The organism is Microbacterium aquimaris (assembly GCF_039531285.1).
In the GTDB taxonomy this organism is placed as follows: Bacteria; Actinomycetota; Actinomycetes; order Actinomycetales; family Microbacteriaceae; genus Microbacterium; species Microbacterium aquimaris.
The window spans coordinates 730,198-749,177 of sequence record NZ_BAAAPT010000002.1; the positions used below are offsets into that span (position 1 = coordinate 730,198).

15 protein-coding genes and 1 tRNA gene are annotated in these 18,980 nt (G+C 70.9%); 10 read left to right on the forward strand and 6 right to left on the reverse strand.

Features of this window, described 5'->3' with window-relative positions; all coding sequences use genetic code 11:
* Positions 1–91: 91 nt before the first annotated feature.
* Positions 92–1,291 (forward strand): aminotransferase class I/II-fold pyridoxal phosphate-dependent enzyme, encoded by a 1,200-nt coding sequence (locus tag ABD204_RS13100; protein WP_194424463.1) that lies wholly within the window; start codon positions 92–94, stop codon positions 1,289–1,291.
* A gap of 75 nt (positions 1,292–1,366) precedes the next feature.
* Here ABD204_RS13100 and ABD204_RS13105 read toward each other — a convergent pair whose 3' ends face one another.
* Together ABD204_RS13105 and ABD204_RS13110 are read right to left on the reverse strand one after the other, a co-directional pair.
* The gene (locus tag ABD204_RS13105; protein ID WP_194424462.1) at positions 1,367–2,164 is read right to left on the reverse strand and encodes a carbon-nitrogen hydrolase family protein; all 798 of its coding nucleotides are present in this window, start codon (positions 2,162–2,164) and stop codon (positions 1,367–1,369) included.
* Positions 2,161–2,679, reverse strand: coding sequence for a DUF6328 family protein (locus ABD204_RS13110; RefSeq protein WP_194424461.1), 519 nt, complete (start codon positions 2,677–2,679; stop codon positions 2,161–2,163). Before ABD204_RS13110 ends, ABD204_RS13105 begins: the two co-directional genes overlap by 4 nt.
* A 102-nt stretch (positions 2,680–2,781) precedes the next feature.
* Between ABD204_RS13110 and ABD204_RS13115 the strand changes: the two genes are divergently transcribed.
* The 7 genes from ABD204_RS13115 (at position 2,782) to ABD204_RS13145 (ending at position 8,047) form a co-directional block, all read left to right on the forward strand.
* A tRNA-Met gene (locus ABD204_RS13115) sits at positions 2,782–2,855 on the forward strand.
* 148 nt (positions 2,856–3,003) lie between these two features.
* Positions 3,004–4,059: a polyprenyl synthetase family protein gene (locus tag ABD204_RS13120; RefSeq protein WP_194424460.1), complete on the forward strand. Its 1,056-nt coding sequence runs from the start codon at positions 3,004–3,006 to the stop codon at positions 4,057–4,059.
* A complete protein-coding gene (locus ABD204_RS13125; RefSeq protein ID WP_194424459.1) occupies positions 4,056–4,931 on the forward strand; it encodes a phytoene/squalene synthase family protein in 876 nt (291 codons plus the stop codon). The genes ABD204_RS13120 and ABD204_RS13125 overlap by 4 nt, the downstream gene beginning before the upstream one ends.
* Entirely contained in the window at positions 4,928–6,478 is a 1,551-nt protein-coding gene (gene crtI / locus ABD204_RS13130; RefSeq protein WP_194424458.1) for a phytoene desaturase family protein, read from the forward strand. The genes ABD204_RS13125 and crtI overlap by 4 nt, the downstream gene beginning before the upstream one ends.
* Positions 6,479–6,480: 2 nt before the next feature.
* A complete protein-coding gene (locus tag ABD204_RS13135; protein ID WP_194424457.1) occupies positions 6,481–6,834 on the forward strand; it encodes a lycopene cyclase domain-containing protein in 354 nt (117 codons plus the stop codon).
* Positions 6,831–7,157 carry a lycopene cyclase domain-containing protein gene (locus ABD204_RS13140; RefSeq protein WP_194424456.1) on the forward strand — a complete coding sequence of 109 codons (327 nt, stop codon included), beginning with the start codon at positions 6,831–6,833 and terminating at the stop codon, positions 7,155–7,157. The genes ABD204_RS13135 and ABD204_RS13140 overlap by 4 nt, the downstream gene beginning before the upstream one ends.
* Positions 7,154–8,047, forward strand: coding sequence for a prenyltransferase (locus ABD204_RS13145; protein WP_194424455.1), 894 nt, complete (start codon positions 7,154–7,156; stop codon positions 8,045–8,047). The genes ABD204_RS13140 and ABD204_RS13145 overlap by 4 nt, the downstream gene beginning before the upstream one ends.
* Before the next feature lie 96 nt (positions 8,048–8,143).
* Here the strand turns inward: ABD204_RS13145 and ABD204_RS13150 are convergent, their stop codons facing one another.
* Both ABD204_RS13150 and ABD204_RS13155 read right to left on the reverse strand, forming a co-directional pair.
* A complete protein-coding gene (locus ABD204_RS13150; protein WP_194424454.1) occupies positions 8,144–11,056 on the reverse strand; it encodes a UPF0182 family membrane protein in 2,913 nt (970 codons plus the stop codon).
* 111 nt (positions 11,057–11,167) lie between these two features.
* Positions 11,168–12,286, reverse strand: a complete 1,119-nt coding sequence (locus ABD204_RS13155) for a YlbL family protein (protein WP_194424453.1) — start codon at positions 12,284–12,286, stop codon at positions 11,168–11,170.
* 126 nt (positions 12,287–12,412) lie between these two features.
* Here ABD204_RS13155 and ABD204_RS13160 point away from each other — a divergent pair, with 126 nt between their 5' ends.
* Entirely contained in the window at positions 12,413–13,813 is a 1,401-nt protein-coding gene (locus tag ABD204_RS13160; protein WP_194424452.1) for a zinc-dependent metalloprotease, read from the forward strand.
* 726 nt (positions 13,814–14,539) lie between these two features.
* Here ABD204_RS13160 and ABD204_RS13165 read toward each other — a convergent pair.
* Positions 14,540–16,300 (reverse strand): ATP-dependent helicase, encoded by a 1,761-nt coding sequence (locus ABD204_RS13165; RefSeq protein ID WP_194424451.1) that lies wholly within the window; start codon positions 16,298–16,300, stop codon positions 14,540–14,542.
* Positions 16,297–17,163, reverse strand: coding sequence for an NAD(+) diphosphatase (gene nudC, locus ABD204_RS13170; protein WP_322597586.1), 867 nt, complete (start codon positions 17,161–17,163; stop codon positions 16,297–16,299). The genes ABD204_RS13165 and nudC overlap by 4 nt, the downstream gene beginning before the upstream one ends.
* Positions 17,164–17,276: 113 nt before the next feature.
* On the opposite strand from nudC, the gene ABD204_RS13175 reads away from it, so the two are divergent.
* Entirely contained in the window at positions 17,277–18,947 is a 1,671-nt protein-coding gene (locus tag ABD204_RS13175; protein ID WP_194424449.1) for a phosphotransferase, read from the forward strand.
* Positions 18,948–18,980: the final 33 nt, after the last annotated feature.

Here is an 18,980-nt window from a genome sequence, read left to right on the forward strand (position 1 = left end):
CCTTCTGCCTCACGTCGACAACGATGCCGAGCGAGCCTGTGGGTTCCCTATGGCACAGATGGGATGCCTCTATGCGAGTAGCGTGGGCCGGATGCGAGAGATACCCGGCGCCTGGCGCCGCACCGCCCGGGGCGCAGGGCTCATGAGCGCGGACGGCGTCGCCTCCCCCACCATCTTCGCCGAGATGTCGGCGCTCGCGGCCCGTTCGGGCGCGATCAACCTCGGTCAGGGCTTCCCGGACGAAGACGGACCGGCGGAGGTGCTCGAGGCCGCTCGGCAGGCGATCTCCGACGGGATGAACCAGTACCCGCCCGGCCGCGGCCATCCCGACCTCCTCGAAGCCGTCGCCGAACACCGGGCGAGGTTCGACGGGGTCGCCCTCGATCCCGGTACCGAGATCATCGCCACGGCGGGCGCGACCGAGGGGCTTGCGGCGGCCCTGCTCGCCCTCATCGACTCCCCGGAAGACGAGATCGTGGTGTTCGAGCCCTACTACGACGCCTACGCCGCCCTCGTCGCCCTCGCCGGCGCCCGTCTGGTCACGGTTCCGCTGCGGTGGCCCGATTTCCAGCCGGACCTCGACGAGCTCGCCGCCGCCGTCGGCGACCGTACCCGCGTCATCCTCGTCAACGACCCCCACAACCCGACCGGCACCGTGTTCACGCGCGAGGTGCTCCAGCACGTGGTCGCCCTCGCCGAACGCCACGACGCCATCATCGTGACCGACGAGGTGTACGAGCATCTCGTCCTCGAGGGGGAACGCACCGTCGTGCAGACCCTGCCCGGCGCCCGCGAGCGCACGATCGCGATCTCCTCGGCGGGCAAGACCTTCGCCACCACCGGATGGAAGATCGGCTGGGCGACCGGTCCCGCCGACCTCATCGACGCGGCGATGACCGTCAAGCAGTACCTCACCTACGTCAACGGCGGCCCGTTCCAACCGGCGATCGCCGCGGGGCTGCGCCTGCCGGATTCCTTCTTCCACGGCATCGCCGACACGCTGCGGCGCAAGCGCGACCTCCTCGGCGAGGGTCTGGCCGCGGCCGGATTCGCGGTGTCGACCCCCGCCGGTTCGTATTTCACCGTCGCCGACGCCGCGCCGCTGGGCGCGCGCGACGCCGACGACTTCTGCCGTGAGCTGCCCGACCGGGCCGGCGTCGTCGCCGTCCCCCTCACCGCGTTCGTCACCGATGCACGGCGTCCCGACTACGCGACGCTGGTGCGGTTCGCCGCCTGCAAGCGCGAAGACGTCATCCGCGACGCCGGGGGACGCCTGGCCGCGATGATCTGACGGGCACGGCAGGTCACACGCCTCAGGCACCGGCCCGCGGCACGGCGGAACGGGCTCCGGGCCGCGAGTGAGGCGTCAGTCCCGGGGCACGACACCGAATCGGCGAAGCGCCAGCGCGGGGTTCACCCGCCGCACGCGTGAGATCGCCTCCGGGTCGAGGTGCGCGACGGCGACTCCGGTACCGGTGCCGACGGCGGCGACCTCCACACCCTGCGGGTCCACCACCATCGAATGACCCACACCGAGGGGCGGCGGGTGGTCGGATGCGACGACGAACACGGTGTTCTCGATCGCGCGCGCGTGGAGCAGGGTGCGCCAGTGGTGCTCCTTCAACGGACCGCGCACCCACTCGGCCGCGACGAGGACCGCCTCCGCCCCGGCATCGGCGAGCAGGCGCGTGACCTCCGGGAAGCGCAAGTCGTAGCAGGTCATGATGCCCAGCCGCAGCCCGTCGACGGCGAACACCGGGGGCCGGACGATCTCACCGGGTTCGACCCAGTCCGACTCACGCTGGCCGAACGCGTCGTAGAGGTGCAGCTTCCGGTAGGAGGCGAGCACCCCGGTTTCGTCGACGGCGACGACGGTGTTGCGCACACGTTCGCCCTCCCCCGTCTCGAGCAACCCGGCGACGACGGTCACACCGTGGGCGGTGGCGATCTCGCGCAACGCCGCCGTGAACGGCCCGTCGACGGGTTGGGCGTTCGCGCGCAACGACGCGTCGAAGGGGTCGATGAAGTAGCTCGAGTACTCCGGGAGGACGACCACACGGGCGCCACGGTCCGCGGCGACCGCGACCAGCTCACCGATCTCCGCGATGTTTCGCTCGGTGTCGGCGACGGGCGCGAACTGCGCGACGGCGACGGCGACGGTCATGAGCTCCCCTTTCCGACGCGCCGACGCGTGCGGAGCACGAACGGGGCGACGATCCACGCCACGATCACGAGCGTACCCAGGGCGGCCAGGATGATCCACGCAGCGGTCCCGCCCAGCACGACGTCGAACACGAAAGCCACCACCCCCACCACCAGCACGGCCACCAGTCCGAGGGCGACGACCACCGCCGCATGACTGAGCGAGACGACCTCGACCTTCACGCGCTGTCGGAACAGCAGACGGTGCATCGCCACCGGCGCGAGCGCTGTGATCGAGGTGACCCCGGCCAGCACGACGAGCGAGAGGTAGAGCACCCGCTGGCCGCCGTCGAGGTCGTCGAAGGCCGGTTGGAAGGCCAGCGCGAGCAGGAACCCGGCGAGGATCTGCGCACCGGTCTGCAACACCCTCAGCTCCTGGAGCATCTCGTTCCAGTTCCGGTCCGCGCGCTCGTACGGTGTCTCGTCCCGGCCCTCACGCCGATCGTCGGAGAGCTCGGAGGCGGAGTGATCGACCATGACGCCATCCTCATCACCGACGGCTTCGGGGGCAACGGCACGGCGGATGTCCGAGCACGATTCGACACCCCGAAAACCCCGTGCTAGGCTCATCTCTTGTGCCGCGGGGTGGAGCAGTTCGGTAGCTCGCTGGGCTCATAACCCAGAGGTCGCAGGTTCAAATCCTGTCCCCGCAACGGACGAAGGCCCGGATCCACACGGATCCGGGCCTTCTGCATACCCCATTCGGGGGTTGTTTTCCACGCGTGGACACGGCCCGCACAGGCGGGTAGCATCGGTCTCGAGCGGTATTGCTAGGCAAACTAGCAATGTGGGGAGGCGCCGATGATCGACACCGATGCCCGCGCGGCCACCGACGAGGCGATCGCGCGCAGTCTTGCCCGCGTGAAGTCCCGGGCCACCGCGATCGGCGGCGAGATGGCGGCCCTCGGGTCGGCCATCGAGCGGGCCGCGGACGGCGGCAAACGGTTCCGGCCCGCACTGGTCGTCGCGTCTTTCCGAGCCTTCGGAGGTGGCGACGCCGGTGCGCTCGGGGTGTACGACGTGGCCGCCGCCTTCGAACTCCTGCACACCGCCTTCGTCGCGCACGACGACGTCATCGATCACGACACCGTCCGACGCGGGATCCCCAACATCGGCGGAGAGTTCCGCGAGCGGGCGCTCGACACCGGGGCCGATGGCGCCGGCGCGACACTCCTCGGCGACGCCGCCGGTATCCTCGCCGGTGACCTGCTCCTGCACGAGGCACAGCGCATCATCGCCCTCTCCCCCGCCGCGGAACCCGTGCGACGCGCCCTGCTGGACCAGTTCGACGACGCGGTCTACGTCTCCGCGGGCGGGGAGCTGGCGGACGTGGGCAACGCGGTGGCCGCCGACGTCGCCGACAGCGCATCCATCTTCGCGGCCGCCTACAACAAGACCGCCGTCTACTCCTTCTCCGCCCCGCTGCGCGCCGGGGCGCTCCTGGCGGGCGCACCGCCGTCAGCCGTGGAACGCCTCGGCTCCGCGGGCGGTCGGATCGGTCTGGCGTTCCAACTCGTCGACGACCTCATCGGCGCCTTCGGCACCGCCGCCGCAGCCGGCAAGGACGAGGGGGTGGACCTGCGCGAAGCCAAACGCACCCCGCTGATCGCGTATGCGCGCGAAAGCGCCGACTGGGCACGGGTCGACGCCGCCGTCGCGCTCGCGCACACCGGTCCGGTCGCGGTCCGGCAGGCCCAGCGCCTCCTCGAACGCAGCGGCGCGCCGCAACGGCTCCGCTCGGTCATCGACGACACGCTCGCCGATGCGCTGCGGCAGGCCGGCGACCCGGCCCTGCCGACGGCCGCCGAGCACCTCCTGGGCGACCTCGCCGAACAGGTCAAGGAGCGCATCCCGTGAGCGGCGCCCCCACCGGCCTCGCCCTGTACCACCGGACCGCCGAGGCGGCCGCCGCTGCGGTGATCTCCCGCTACTCCACGTCCTTCGCCCTGGCCTGCCGCCTGCTCGGACCGAGGCCGCGCCCGCACGTACGGAACATCTACGCGCTCGTGCGTGTCGCCGACGAGATCGTCGACGGCCCCGGGGAGGACGCCGGTCTGGACACGACGGCGCAGCGCCGCGTGCTCGACGACCTCGAGAGGGAGACCTACGCCGCGATCGAGAGCAGCTTCAGCTCCAACCTGATCGTCCATGCATTCGCCCGCACCGCCCGTGAATGCGGCATCGGACCCAACCTCATCGAACCGTTCTTCCAGTCGATGCGCGTGGACATCACCACCCACGAGCACGACGCCGCCTCGCACGACGCCTACGTCTACGGCTCCGCGGAGGTCGTCGGGCTCATGTGCCTGCAGGTGTTCGTCAACGCCGGGCGGCCCGGCACCGCGCCGGCGCCGGCCGAACTCGTCGAGGGGGCGCGGCGCCTGGGCGCCGCCTTCCAGGACGTCAATTTCCTGCGGGACCTCGACTTCGACGAAGACGCGCTCGGGCGCGACTACCTCGGCATCGAGAACGGCTCCGTCGACCGTGGCGACGTGCTCGACCGCATCGACGGCGACCTCGCGGCGGCCGCCGCCGTGGTGCCCAGGCTCCCTGCCGACTGCCGCCGCGCCGTCACCGCCGCCCACGACCTGTTCGCCGAACTGTCCACGCGACTGCGGCGGGAGGGCGACACCGCCCGCGTCCGCGTCCGCGTCCCCGACCCCGTGAAGGCCGGGCTCGCCGCCCGCGCATGGCTGGGGTTCGCACCGAGAGGAGCTCGAACGTCATGAGCACGCGCACGATCGTCATCGGCGGGGGCATCGCGGGGCTGGCCACCGCCGCCCTGCTCGCCGAGGAGGGCCACGAGGTCACCCTCGTCGAGGGTCGGGAGGAACTGGGCGGTCGCGCCGGGTCATGGGAGCAGGACGGCTTCCGTTTCGACACCGGCCCCAGCTGGTACCTCATGCCCGAGGTCTTCGACCACTTCTTCCGCCTGCTGGGCACCACCGCCGAGGCCGAGCTCGACCTCGTCCCCCTGGATCCCGCATACCGCGTGTACGGTCCTCCCGGAACGCCCCCCATCGACGTGCGCTCCGGGCGGGAGGCCGCGACCGCGCTGTTCGAAACCATCGAGCCCGGCGCGGGGAATCGCCTGGCGGCCTACCTCGATTCCGCGGGTGACGCCTACGACCTGGCCGTCAGTCGCTTCCTCTACGACACGTACGAGACCACGGCGGGCCTGCGCGACCCCGCCCTGCTGCGGCGGGTGCCCCAGCTCGCACCGTTGCTGACGAGGTCCCTGTCGAGCCACGTGGAGAAGCGCTTCACGGACCCGATGCTGCGCCAGATCCTCGGCTACCCCGCCGTCTTCCTGGGCGGCTCACCCTACGGCGTACCGAGCCTCTACCACCTCATGAGCCACCTCGACCTCGACGAGGGGGTGCTCTACCCGCGTGGCGGGTTCACGACCGTCATCTCGGCGATCGAACGTCTCGCCCGTGCGCGCGGGGTCGCCGTGCGCACCGGGACACCGGTGACCTCGATCACGACCGACCAGGCGCGCGCCACCGGCGTGCGGCTGGAAGACGGAAGCGACCTCACCGCCGACCTCGTCGTCTCCACCGCCGACCTGCACCACACCGAGACGACGCTGCTGCCCGAGCGGCTGCAGAGCTATCCCCAGTCGTGGTGGGACAAGCGCACGCCCAGCCCGGGGGCGTTGCTCCTCCTCCTCGGCGTCGAAGGGGAGGTCCCCGAGCTCTCGCACCACACCCTCCTGTTCACGGACGATTGGCACCGGAACTTCGACGACATCTTCGGTGACCGTCCCCGCATCCCCGATCCGGCGTCCGTCTACGTCTGCCGCCCCAGCGCCACCGACGCCACCGTCGCCCCTCCCGGTCACGAGAACCTCTTCGTGCTCGTCCCGATCCCCGCAGACCCCTCGCTGGGCCACGGGGGCACCGAGGGCGACGGAGACCCGCGCGTCGAAGCGGCAGCCGACCGGGTGATCGAGCAGATCGGGTCCTGGGCGGGGATCCCCGACCTCGCCGGGCGCATCGTGGTCAGACGCACCATCTCGCCGGGCGACTTCGCCACCGACCTCAACTCGTGGCGGGGCAACTCGCTGGGCCTCGCCCACACGCTCGGACAGAGCGCGATGTTCCGCCCGCGCAACATGTCCCGCCGCGTGGAGAACCTCGCGTACGCGGGGACCTCCGCGCTGCCCGGCATCGGGCTGCCGATGTGCCTCATCTCCGCAGAGCTCGTCCTCAAACGCCTCCGCGGCGACCGCACAGCCGGGCCGTTGGCCGAGCCCGCCTCGGTGGAGCTGTAGGGGTGCCGGGGGTCTATCTCGGCGCGATCCTGCTCTCCCTCACCGGGATCGTCCTGCTGGATGCCCGCTTCGGGTTGGCCCTGGCCCGCCATCCCGCGCGGACACTGGCCGCCACCGCCGCCGGAACCGCCTTCTTCCTCGCGTGGGACCTCATCGGCATCTCCGCCGGGGTGTTCGTCCAGGGGGACAGCCCGCTGTACCTCGGCATCGACCTCGCCCCGCACCTCCCCCTGGAGGAGCTCGTGTTCCTCGTGTTCCTCAGCTACCTGTCTCTCGTGTGCTGGCGTGCGGCGATGCGCGTGATCGAGGGTCGCACCCGTCCGGTGGCAGACTCCGACGGGGCGGAGAGGACATGACGTACGCCCTCATCGTGGTGCCGTTCGCGCTGCTCACCCTCACAGTCACCCTCGCCACCCTCCGGCTCCCCCGATTCGGGGCCCGGATGGCCGCGTCCGCTCTCGCGGCCGTCGTCCTTTGCCTGCTCACCGCGGTGTTCGACAACGTCATGATCGGAGCCGGCCTGTTCACCTATCCCGACGAGCACCTCAGCGGACTCCGCCTCGGGCTGGCGCCCCTGGAAGACTTCTCCTACCCGCTGTGCGCGGCCTTCCTCGTCCCCGCCGTGTGGACGATCCTCGAATCCCGCGCCGTCCGACGCACCCCGGAGGCCTCCGCATGACCACCCCCGCGCCGCTTCGCCCCGCCGCCGTGCTCACACAACTGTTCGTCTCCTCCCGGCCGGTGAGCTGGATCAACACCGCCTACCCGTTCGCCGCCGCCTACCTGCTCACCACCCGGCAGATCGACCTCACCCTGATCCTCGGGACCGTCTTCTTCCTCATCCCCTACAACCTCGCCATGTACGGGATCAACGACGTCTTCGACTACGAGTCCGATCTGCGCAACCCACGCAAGGGAGGCGCGCACGGTGCCGTCCTCGACCGCCGCCTGCACCGCATCACCGTGTGGGCGGCCGGGCTGTCCTGCCTTCCCTTCCTCGTCTACCTGGTCGCGGTCGGTTCGTGGCTCGCGTCCCTGGTCCTGGCGGCGAGCATGTTCTTCGTCGTCTTCTACAGCGCCCCGCCACTGCGGCTGAAGGAACGACCCTTCGCCGACTCGATGACCAGCAGCATCCACTTCTTCTCCCCCGCCGTCTACGGCCTGGTCCTGGCCGGGGCCACGTGGACCTGGCAACTCGGGGCGGTCATCGCCGCCTTCGCCCTGTGGGGGGTCGCCTCGCACGCGTTCGGCGCCGTGCAGGACGTGGTCGCCGACCGCGACGCCGACATCGCCTCGATCGCCACCGCGCGGGGCGCACGGTGGACGGTACGCTTCGCCCTCGTGTGTTACGCCGCATCCGGCCTGCTGATGCTCGGCACCGCGTGGCCCGGGCCGCTGGGCTCGCTCATCGCCGTGCCCTACCTCGTGACCGTATGGCCGTTCCGGAACATCACCGACCAGACCGCCGACACCGCCACACGTGGCTGGGGCCGGTTCCTCTGGATCAACCAGCTCGCCGGGTTCCTCACCACCCTGCTGCTGATCTGGTACGCCCTCCTCACCGCGTGACCCGCGGCGCGGCTCCGGGGGGCCCTCCGACGCCGGGCACGACGAAGGGCGACGGGGATTCGCCCCCGTCGCCCTTCGTCCGTCAGTCGCGCCGGCTCACTCGCCGCCGAGCTCGATGAGGCGCTCGACCGCGGCGGTCAGCCGCTCGTCCGCCTCGCCGTATGCCGTCCAGTCTCCGGCCTGCAACGCCGCGTCGCGGTCGAGCATGGCCTGCTGGGCCTCGACGAGGGCCGCCTCGTACTCGAGCGTCGGGGTGGATTCCCCGGTGTCGCCCGTGTCATCGGTGTCACCGGTGTCCGTGGGGTCCGGTGTCGGGATGTCGTCGGGATCGACGTCGCCGTCACCGGCGCTCGCGCCCGAGTCTCCGCCGAACAGGGCGTCCAGCGCCTCATCCAGGGTGTCCTCGAAGGCGATGTCGTCACCGAAGGCGACCAGGACCTTCCGCAATTGCGGTAGCTGCGTGCCCTGCGAGGCCTGCACGAACACGGGCTGCACGTAGAGCAGACCGCCACCGACCGGCAGGGTGAGCAGGTTCCCGTTGAGGACTTCCGACTGCCCCTGTCTCAGCAGGTTGATCTGCGAAGAGACCTGCGTGTCGGAATCGAAGGTGTTCTGCACCTGTCCCGGGCCCGGGACCGTCGTGTCCGCCGAGATCTCCAGCAGCCTCAGCGTGCCGTAGCCCTCGCCGATGACGCCCTCCTCGGAACCGGCGTTCGAGTCGACCGCGAGATAGCCCATCAGCACGTTGCGGCTCGCGCCGCCCTCCGATGACGGGATGAACGTCGTGAACATCGAGTACGACGGCTCGTCCTGATCGGGCATCTGCATCGTCAGGTAGTACGGCGGCTGCAGTTCGGCGTCGCTCTGGGGGTCCTCCGGGGTCGCCCACGCGTTGTCACGCTGGTAGAAGGACTGCGCGGTGTCGACGTGGTAGACCTGCAACATCGCGCGCTGCACCTTGAACAGATCGGTCGGGTACCGCACGTGCGCCATCAGCTCGGCGGACATGTCCTCGTACGACTGGAGGTTGGAGGGGTAGACCTTCTGCCAGGCCTGCAGCAGCGGGTCCTCCTCGTCCCACGCGTACAGCGTCACCGAGCCGTCGTACGCGTCCACGGTCGCCTTGACGGAGTTGCGGATGTAGTTGATGTCATCCAGCGCGAAGCGCGGCGCGGGGTTGGTCGAGTCCGAGATCGCCGACGACAGGCTCACCGTCGAGGAGTACGGGTAGTTCGCACTCAGGGTGTACCCGTCGATGATCCAGACGATCCGGCCGTCGACGACGCTCGGGTACGGATCGCTGTCGAGCTCGAGGTACGGCGCCACCTTCTGGACGCGCACCGACGGGTCGCGATCGTAGAGGATCTGGGATTCCTCATTGATGGCGTCCGAGAACAGGATCTGCTCGGCCTGGAACTTCATCGCGTAGATGAGGCGGTTGAAGGCGTTGCCGACGCTCGGTCCACCGTCGCCCTCGAACGTCGTGCGGGTCTCGGACGCACCGTCCTCGCCTGTCGGGTAGTCCAGCTCGATCGGGTCCGACCCCTCGGGGGCGCCCACGATCGAGTACGTCGGCGAGTACTCGCCGAAGTAGACACGCGGCTGGTAGTCCTCCTGGTCGGACAGGAAGCCCTGCGCGGGGATTCCACGCTCGAGGAAGACCGGGTCGCCGTCGGTGGTGCGCTCGTTTCCGGCGGCTGCGACCAGACCGTAGCCGTGCGTGTAGGTCAGCGTCGTGTTCTCCCACGAGGTCGCCGCACCCAGCTGGTCGATGTTCAACTCGCGGATGGACATGATCGTGTCCTGCGAGACGCCGTCGATCTCGTAGCGGTCCACATCCAGCGGGTCCTGGAACTGGTAGAACGCACGGTACTGCTCGAGCTGACGGATCGTGGGCCCGATGATGCTCGGGTCCATGATGCGGATCTGGGCGGTGGTGGCGGCGTCGTCGCGCAGCTGACCCGCCTCGGCGGTGGTCTCGGCCTGGAACTGGGTCTTCTCGACCGTGTCGATGCCGTAGGCCTCCTTGGTCATGTCGACGTTGCGCTGATAGAACTCGCGCTCCAGGGCCAGCTGATTCGGCTGCACCTGGAAGGTGTTGACGACCCACGGGATGCCGACCCCGACGACGATCGCCGAGACGACCAGCAACGCGGTACCGATGAGGGGGAAGCGCCAGCGGCCGATGACGGCGGTGACGAAGAAGAGGATCGCCACGATCGCCGCGACGATCGCGAGGATGGTCAGTCCGGGGATGGTGGCGTTGACGCCGACGTAGCCCGGGCCCGTGATGCGTTCACCGGGCTCGACGAGCGTGGCGTACCGGTCGAGGTAGAGACTCACGCCCTGCACCAGCAGGTAGAGACCGGCGAGGACGGCGATCATGATGCGCGCGGACTTCGAGATGCGCAGCTCACGCTGTCCCACCCGCACCGAGCCGTACAGGTAGGAAACCAGTCCGGTCACCAGCAGGCAGATCAGCAGCACGGCCGAGACGTACCCGACGAGGGTCGTGTAGAACGGCAGCGCGAACAGGTAGAACCCGGTGTCGAGGCCGAACTCGGGGTCGACCGTGCTGGTGGCGACACCGTTGAACCACAGCCACGTCGTCTCCCACTGCGCCGACGCGGCGAAGCCGGCGAAGAATCCGAAGAAGACCGGGATGCCCCACATCGCCAGGCGACGCAACGGCTCCACGACCTCTTGGTAGCGATCCAGCTGGGAGCTCAACCGGGCGTAGACCGGTCGGGTCCGGTATGCCAGTTGGATGGTGACCCAGACCGGGATCGCCATGCCGAGGAACCCGACGACGAACATCACGGTGCGCGCCACCCACTGTGTGATCAGCACCTCCTCGAAACCCAGCTGCGCGAACCACAGCCAGTCTGCGTAGAGCCCCGCGAAGATGAAGAAGGCCACGACGAGCGCGGCGATGATCGCGAGGGTGATGCCGATGATGCGGCGGGATCGGGATGGCGTGGCCGGGTTCGGCGCTGAGGTCGTGGTCACCCGTCCATCCTAGGCGCGACCGCGAACGCCCGAGCCCGGTCGACGACGGTATTCAAGGGGACTCCCAGCGCGCCGTGACCGCAGAGTGACCTGCGTCCGCTGACAGCGGAATCAGTCGCAGGTCGGCAGCGCCGAGGTGTCGGCGCCGGTACTCACCGCGTCGAGGACGGTCAGCGCGTCGTCGAGGTCCTCGACGGCGAACACCTGCAACCCGTCGGGGATGTGACCCACGACCTCGTCACAGTTGGCATCGGGCGCGAGGAACCACTCGGCGTCGGCGTCCACCGCACCGTACATCTTCTGCCGGATCCCGCCGATGGGGCCCACGGTGCCCTCGGCGGTGATCGTTCCCGTCCCCGCGACGATCTCCCCGCCGTTGAGCTCACCCTCCGTCAGGGTGTCGATGATCCCGAGCGCGAACATCATCCCGGCGCTCGGACCACCGACGTTGTTGAGCTGGATGGTCACATCGATCGGGAAGTCGAATGTCGTCGACAGCACGATGCCCAGCAGCCACGAGGTCTCGCCGTCGGTGTCGACCGCCTCGGGCGTGACCGTCTCGACGACCTCCTCGCCGTCACGACGTACGGTCAGGGCCACCGGATCCCCCTGCGCGGCCGCGACGATGTCTCGCAGTTGCGCGACATCCATGAGCTCCTGGCCGTCGGCGGCCACCACCACGTCGCCGGCCTGAATGATGCCGGCTGCAGCGGCGTCCTCCCCGACTTCCACGACGGTCAACTCGGGGTCCACGTCGTAGCCGAGCTCGATCAACGCCGCGGCCGTGGCCTCCTGCTGCGAGTCCACCATGAGCGCCGCACTCTGCTCACTGCGCTCCTCGGTGGTGACCCCCTCGGGGAAGACCGACTCGATCGGCAGCACCGCGCGGCTGGAGTCCATCCACGCCAGGGCGAGTTCGAACCACGACGGCGTGCGCTCGCGGTTGCCCACCACCTGCACCGTCAGCAGATCCAACGCCCCGTCGGTCGGGTAGGTCTGAGCACCCTCGACGCTGATGAGCGGGACCTCCTCTCCTTCGGCGGTCTCGGCGGTGCCGAGCGTGTTGTAGACCGGCCCCGGCTGCTGGATCACGTACGCGGTCGGCAGGAAGGTCAGCACCAACAGTGCGACGAGGGCGATCACCAGGGCCCAGATGCCCACGATGGTGCGACGGGCGACGCGGCGTCGCGGGGCGGGGGTGAGGGTGACGTTCTCGTCGAACAGAGCCAAGGGGGGCCTTTCCGTGCTGGTCGTTCGCGACCGGCGTAAGGCGATCGGGTCCCGGCCGGGGAGTGCGATGATCCGGCTGACTAGCCTAGAACCATCACCCGCAGACCTGTCTGAAAGGCGGCTGAAGTGGCACAGGACGACGACCGGACCCCCGAAGAGGAGTTCCAGGAACTGCTCAAGCAGCTGTTCGGCGGCGGCGCGGCCGGGGTCGACCCCGAGCAGCTGTCGAAGATGGCCGGCATGAACATCGACCCGGCGATGATGCAGACGGTCATGCGCCACCTCCAGGACGCGTTCACCTCGGGCGGCGACGAGCCGATCTCGTGGGAGGCCGCCCGCCGCCAGGCTCTGCACATCGCCAACCAGGACGACCGCGGCGTCACCGCCGGGCAACGCACCGACCTCGACCAGGCGTACACGCTCGCCGGGCTGTGGCTGAGCGAGGCGACGACCATCTCGCAACTGGCCGAGGCCCCTCGGGCGATCACCCGCGGTGGATGGGTCGAGGCGACCCTGCCGGTGTGGCAGGAACTGGCCGCCCCCGTGGCCACGAGCATCGCCGACGCCCTCACCCGGGCACTCCAGGAGCAGACCCCCGAGGACATGCGGGAGATGGTCCAGGGTGCCGGCAAGCTGATGCGCACGATCGGTGGATCGCTGTTCGCCACGCAACTGGGAGCCGTGGTGGGAAACCTGTCGAAGGAGGTCGTCAGCGGCGGCGATGTGGGCATCCCGCTGATGCCCTCCGGCCAGGCGGCGGTCCTCCCCCAGAACTTCGCCGCCTTCGGCGAAGGCCTCGAGGTTCCCGACGACCAGCTCGCGCTGTACATCGCCACGCGCGAACTGGCCCATGCACGTCTGTTCCGTCACGCCCGATGGCTTCGGTTGCACGTGATCTCACAGGTGACCGACTTCGCCCGGGGCGTCCATGTCGACACCGAGGCGCTGGAGGAGCTGGCGTCCCGTTTCGACCCGTCCGAACCCGACGAGCTCCGCTCCGCGCTGGAAAGCGGTGCGCTGCTGCCGCAGCGCACCGACGCCCAGAACGCCGCCCTCGCGCGCCTGGAGAACCTGCTGGCCACGATCGAGGGTTGGGTCGAGGTGGTCACCGAGGACGCGCTGACCCGACTGCCCTCGGCCGGACGCATCGCAGAGGCGGTGCGGCGGCGACGGGCCGTGGGCGGCCCCGCCGAGCAGGCACTGAACTCGCTGGTCGGCCTGGAGCTTCGCCCGCGACGGATGCGCGAGGCCGCCGCGATGTGGCGCGCGGTCACCGACGCCGTCGGCACCTCCGCGCGCGACGCGCTGTGGGACTACCCCGACCTCATGCCGGCCGCGGAGGACATCGACGACCCGGCGGGCCTCGTCGCCCGACTCGAAGCACGCGCCCGCGGCGAAGCCCCCACGGCCGACGAGATGGACGACGCTCTCGCCCAGCTGCTTGCGGAGGCGGAGGCCGACGGCGACCCGGATGCCGGAAACGGGCGCGACGACGAGGAACCCCCGGGGGACTCGCGACCGGTCTGACCTCTCCTCCACAGACCCACCCCCGGACCGCCGGAAGGTGGGGCTGTGGACAACGACCCCCCGGACGGGCACAGGTCGGCGAGGATCGGCGCATGCCGTTGCGACTCGACCCCCGTCATCCGCCCTTGTGGCGCACCCCCACCGCGGTGCAGTTCGGTCTCGACCCGGTCGCCGTCGTCGACGCCGACGAGCCGTGGCACGCGCGATTGATCGCCGCCCTCGAGCGCGGACTGCCCGCGGAGGGTCTCGCCCCGTTCGCGGCCTCGTTGGGAGCCGCCCCCGGTGACGCCGAGACGTTCGTGCGCGAGCTCGGCCCGGCGCTGTACGTGGGCCCGACCGTCCGGGTGATGCTGCGGGTCAGCGGCGATGTCGACCCGGCGGCCTTCGGTGCCGTCCACGACGCACTTCTGGCGGCGGAGGTCGACCTCACCGACGACACCGACGCCCCGCTGGTGGTGGTCGCATCGCACCTGCTGGATCCTCGCACCGCGGCACGTCTCATGGGTGAGGACCGGACATACCTGCCCGTGGTGCTGACCACGGCCGGTGTCGAGGTCGGCCCGCTCGTCGTGCCGGGGCGGACCGCCTGCGCGGCGTGTCTGGCCGCGACCCGCCACGAGACGCGGCCTTGGTGGCCCGCCGTGGCCGCTCAGCTGGTCGGCGCTCCCCCACCGCCGTGTCCGACGCCGCTGGCCGCCGAAGCCGGACTCGTCGCCGCGAGACTGCTCACCTCGGGCGGGGATCCGCGCTCGAGCGAATCGGTCTCGTGGACGATCCGCTCCGGCGTGCACCCCCGGTCGCAGACGCACCGGCCGCACGAGGATTGCGCATGCCGATCTCCCGCAGGAATCGGGACGGATCCCGATCTCGCGCGCCGCGCGCCCACGACAGCGACAGCGACCGCCGTGCCCGTGTGACGCCGACATACGCGAGGCGACGCTCCTCGTCGATCTGCTCGAAGGTCTGCGCATACGAGATCGGCAGCTGCCCCTCCGCCAGGCCCGCCAGGTGCACGTGGTCCCACTCCAGGCCCTTCGCGGCATGCAGGGTGGCGAGGGTGACCGTGCGCAACGCCGGCTCGTCCTGCGCCTTCGCCCGCGCCGTCAACTCGTCCGTGAACGAGCGCAACGTCGTCCCCTCGGGTGCCTCCTCCGCCAGCCGCAGCAGAGCGGCGCGCGCCTCCCAGGCGTCACGGAGTGCACCGCCGGCGGGGGGTGCCTCCGACGTGAAGCCGAGCGAGCGCAGCACATCGCGCACCGCGTCGACGAATCCCCCGTCGAGGGGCGCGACCGACGCACCCCGCAGCGCCAGGATCGCCTGACGCACCTCCGGCATGTCGAAGAAGCGCCGACCGCCCAACACCGTCGTGGGGACCCCCGCGTCCGCGAGCGCGGCGGAGATCTCGGCGGATTGCGCGTGGGCGCGGTAGAGGACGGCGATCGACGCGGGATCGGCGCCGGTCTTCAGTCGGCGCACCACGGCCGCGGCGATGCCGCGCGCTTCGGCCCGCTCGTCCTCGTACGCCGTCACCTCGGGCTCACCGTCGACCCCGTCGCCCGTGTCGGGGCGGGCCGAGACGAGCTCCAGGGCGCCGGGGCGCCCGCGCATCAGGCTGTTGGCGGTGCGCAGGATCCCGTCCACCGACCGATAGCTCGTCTCCAGCCGCACCACGGTCGCATCCGCGTGCCGATGCGCGAACTCCAGCAGGTAGCGCGCGTCGGCGCCGGCGAACGAGTAGATCGTCTGACTCGCGTCACCGACCACGCACAGGTCGCGGCGATCCCCGACCCACAGTTCGAGCAGTCGATGCTGCAACGGCGAGACGTCCTGGAACTCGTCCACCGTGAAGTGACGGTACTGCTCGTGAACGGCGTGGGCGACCGTCGGCTCGGTCTCGAGCATCCCGGCGCACGCCAGGAGCACGTCTTCGAAGTCGAGCTGGCGACGTTCGTCCTTGAGCTTCTCGTAGGCGCGTTGCAGGTCGACGATGCGCGAGATGTCGTAACGCCCCACGCCGTCCGGTCGCGCGAGGGCGTAGTCCTCGATGGAACGCATCGTCACCTTGCGCCACTCGATGCCGGAGGCGATGTCGCGCAAGGTTCCGACGTCGGGGTCCATTCCGACGGCGTCCGCGGCGTGCGCGAGCAACCGCACCTTGTTGTCGACGATCGTCGGCGCGGTGTCTCCGGCCAGAGTCGGCCAGAAGTAGTTCAACTGGGACAGCGCCGCGGCGTGGAAGGTACGCGCGGCCACGCCGACCACGCCGAGGGCGCGCAGCCGCCCCCTCATCTCCCCCGCCGCCTTCGCGGTGAAGGTCACCGCCATGACCCGGTTCGGGGTGAACGCGCCCGTCTCCACCCCGTGGGCGATGCGATGCGTGATCACGCGGGTCTTGCCCGTGCCCGCCCCGGCGAGCACGGCGACCGGGCCGCGCAGCGCGCGCGCGGCCTCGCGCTGGCGCTCGTCGAGCCCGTCGAGGGCGCTCACGCGGCGCCGCCGTACCAGCTCTCGATGAGGTGTCGCGAGATCGAAGCCGGTCCGGGGAGCCGGACGGGCCCGCGCCCTTCGAGCGCGGCGCCGATCTCGTCGCGGTGGAACCACCGCACCTCGACGATCTCCTCACCGTCGGGTCGCGCGGCCACGGGGTCGACGGCGGTGGCGAGGAACCCGACCATCAGCGAGCGCGGATACGGCCAAGCCTGCGAGCCGTGGTACCGCACATCGGACAACGCGACCCCCGCCTCCTCGAACAGTTCACGCACCACGGCCTCCTCGAGCGACTCGCCGGCCTCGGCGAACCCCGCGAAACAGGAGAACCGGTCGTCCTCCCACAGCACGTTCGACCCCAGCAGAAGCAGGTCACGATCCTCCGGATGGGTCACCGCCACGATCACCGCCGGATCGGTGCGCGGAAAGTGCTCCCGCGCGCACGAGGGGCAGTGACGCGACCACCCCCCGGCGCGCAGATCGGTGCGCACTCCGCACGCCGGGCAGAACGCCGAATCGCGCAGCCACCGGCCCAGGCTCAACGCCTCGACGAACACACTCGTCTCGGCCGGATCCAGGTCCGGACCGACCGTGCGCAGCCCGCCCCAGCCGGCCGGGGCCGGAAACGGCGGCTCGTCGTCGATGTAGACCGCGGCGAGCACCGCGCGCCCGTCCGGGCGACGACCCAGGAAGGCCCACTCGTCCGGGACGGGCACCTCGTGCGGGGACATCCAGGCCAGGGCGTTCCGCTCCGCCAGCGGTGCGGCGTCCCGGGCCAGCGCGAGGACGACGGTGCGGTCGTCGGCGCGCGCGGTCTCGATGAGCCCCTCGGACGTGCGTTCGTCGGCGGACCGGTCGACCATGTCGGCCGAGAGGGGAGGAGGCGGATGCGCCGTCATCGGGGACCTTCCTGCATTGGTCGCGGAGCCGGGCGTGGCGCGGCCGGGCGCGGGGGTCGCCGACCTACCCTGGGCACATGGCACGCTCTCCCCTCACTCTAGCCGCGACGGTGACATCGGCACTTCCGCAGGCCGTCGTGACCGCGGTGGGGTCGCTGACCGAGGGTGCGGCCGGCCGATACGACACCGCCGTGGCCGACCTCGACGACGGACGACGTGTCGTGATCCGTGTGCCCGTCGACACCGAGGCCTCGAACGAGCTGGCCGCCGAGGCCCGCGCACTGCACGCGCTCACCCCCGGAGTGCGCAGCCTGCTCCCCTTCCGCGCTCCGGAGTTGCTGGGAGAAACCTCGCTCGACCAGAGCCGCGTGCTCGTGGTGGACCTTCTCGAGGGCTACCGCGTGGATGCGGCCGACATCCCCGCGGGGCGCGGTGTGGCGACCTCGGTCGGGGCGGCTCTGGCGGCCCTGCACACCCTCCCCCTGTCGGTCGTCCGCACCGAGGGCCTGCCCGTACGCACCCCTTCCCAGGTGCGCGACGACGTCTCCCGCCTGATCGACCGGGTCGAAGCGACCCGACGCGCCCCCGCCGCCCTCATCGGACGGTGGCGGCGCGCGGCGTCGGCGGAGGAGCTGTGGCGCTTCGAGTCGGCGGTGACCCTCGGCGGCGCCACGGCGACGTCATTCCTGTTCGACGAGATCGACGACGCCCCCGGCGTCGTCGGGGTTCTGGAGTGGCACGGTCTCCAGGTGGGCGATCCCGCCGTCGACCTCCAGTGGCTGGCCGGCGCGCCCGACGCCGCCGACGACGTGTTCGACGCTTATGCCTCGGCCAGCGGCCGGGCCCCGGACGGGCTGGTGCGCGAAAGGGCGCGCATGTACGCCGAGCTGGAGTTCGCACGGTGGCTGGTGCACGGGTACGAAACGGGGAGTGAGGACATCGTCGACGACGCCGTCGAGCTCCTCGAGGCACTGGCCGGCGGCGTCGGAAACGACGACGTCGTCCCGCGCACGGCGTCGAGTGTGGATGAAGCCCTCGCGCTGCTGGACCGGACCCCCGAGGCGCCCGCCCCCGCGGTGGACACCTCGATGCACACCGACACCTACGACCCCGAGGAGCTCTCGGCGTGGCTCGACGGTGACGGCGACGGCCGCGCGACCACCGACCTGGGCGATGCCGTCGCACCGGCCCGCGCCGCAACCGGAGAGCTGTTCGACCGCGCACCGGAAGGCGATTCGGAACCGACAGGACCCGGCCCGGCATCGACCAGCGACGAAGACTCCTTCCCCTCCTTCGCCCCGGGACCTCCCGCCGCGTCTACCGCGGCCGGTGCGGAAGGTGATCCGGACGGCGCCGCCGCGGACCACGACGAGGACCGGTCCCGGACGACGCGACCCGCTCCGACCAGCACGGAAGAGCCCGTTCCGACGCACGGCGTCGAGCCCGACGGGCGACAGGACGACGCGGGACGAGGCGACGGGGAACGAGGCGACGGATCCGACCACCCGGCACCCCTGTGGTCGGACATCTCGTTCCGCGAGACCGCACCGATCGCCGACGACCCGCCCGCGCCCATCACCGAGGCCGATCTGCCGCCCTCCCGTCCGCTGCGCACCGGCGAACCCGGATCGGATGCCGCACGGCGCGCCGCGACCCGGCGAGCGGACGACGATCCCGGTGAGCCCGACGACGCCGCCGAAGCACAGCGCGCATCCGACGCGGCTCTGCGACGCTGGCTCGCCGACTGACACCGCCCCCTCGCCGCGCCGGCGGGTCCACCG

Excerpts from the sequence above, each read along its gene's own strand:
- ABD204_RS13100 (WP_194424463.1), top strand. The coding sequence starts at position 92 with ATGCGAGAGATACCCGGCGCCTGGCGCCGCACCGCCCGGGGCGCAGGG.
- ABD204_RS13105 (WP_194424462.1), bottom strand. The coding sequence starts at position 2,164 with ATGACCGTCGCCGTCGCCGTCGCGCAGTTCGCGCCCGTCGCCGACACC.
- ABD204_RS13110 (WP_194424461.1), bottom strand. The coding sequence starts at position 2,679 with ATGGTCGATCACTCCGCCTCCGAGCTCTCCGACGATCGGCGTGAGGGC.
- ABD204_RS13120 (WP_194424460.1), top strand. The coding sequence starts at position 3,004 with ATGATCGACACCGATGCCCGCGCGGCCACCGACGAGGCGATCGCGCGC.
- crtI (WP_194424458.1), top strand. The coding sequence starts at position 4,928 with ATGAGCACGCGCACGATCGTCATCGGCGGGGGCATCGCGGGGCTGGCC.
- ABD204_RS13140 (WP_194424456.1), top strand. The coding sequence starts at position 6,831 with ATGACGTACGCCCTCATCGTGGTGCCGTTCGCGCTGCTCACCCTCACA.
- ABD204_RS13145 (WP_194424455.1), top strand. The coding sequence starts at position 7,154 with ATGACCACCCCCGCGCCGCTTCGCCCCGCCGCCGTGCTCACACAACTG.
- nudC (WP_322597586.1), bottom strand. The coding sequence starts at position 17,163 with ATGGTCGACCGGTCCGCCGACGAACGCACGTCCGAGGGGCTCATCGAG.
- ABD204_RS13175 (WP_194424449.1), top strand. The coding sequence starts at position 17,277 with ATGGCACGCTCTCCCCTCACTCTAGCCGCGACGGTGACATCGGCACTT.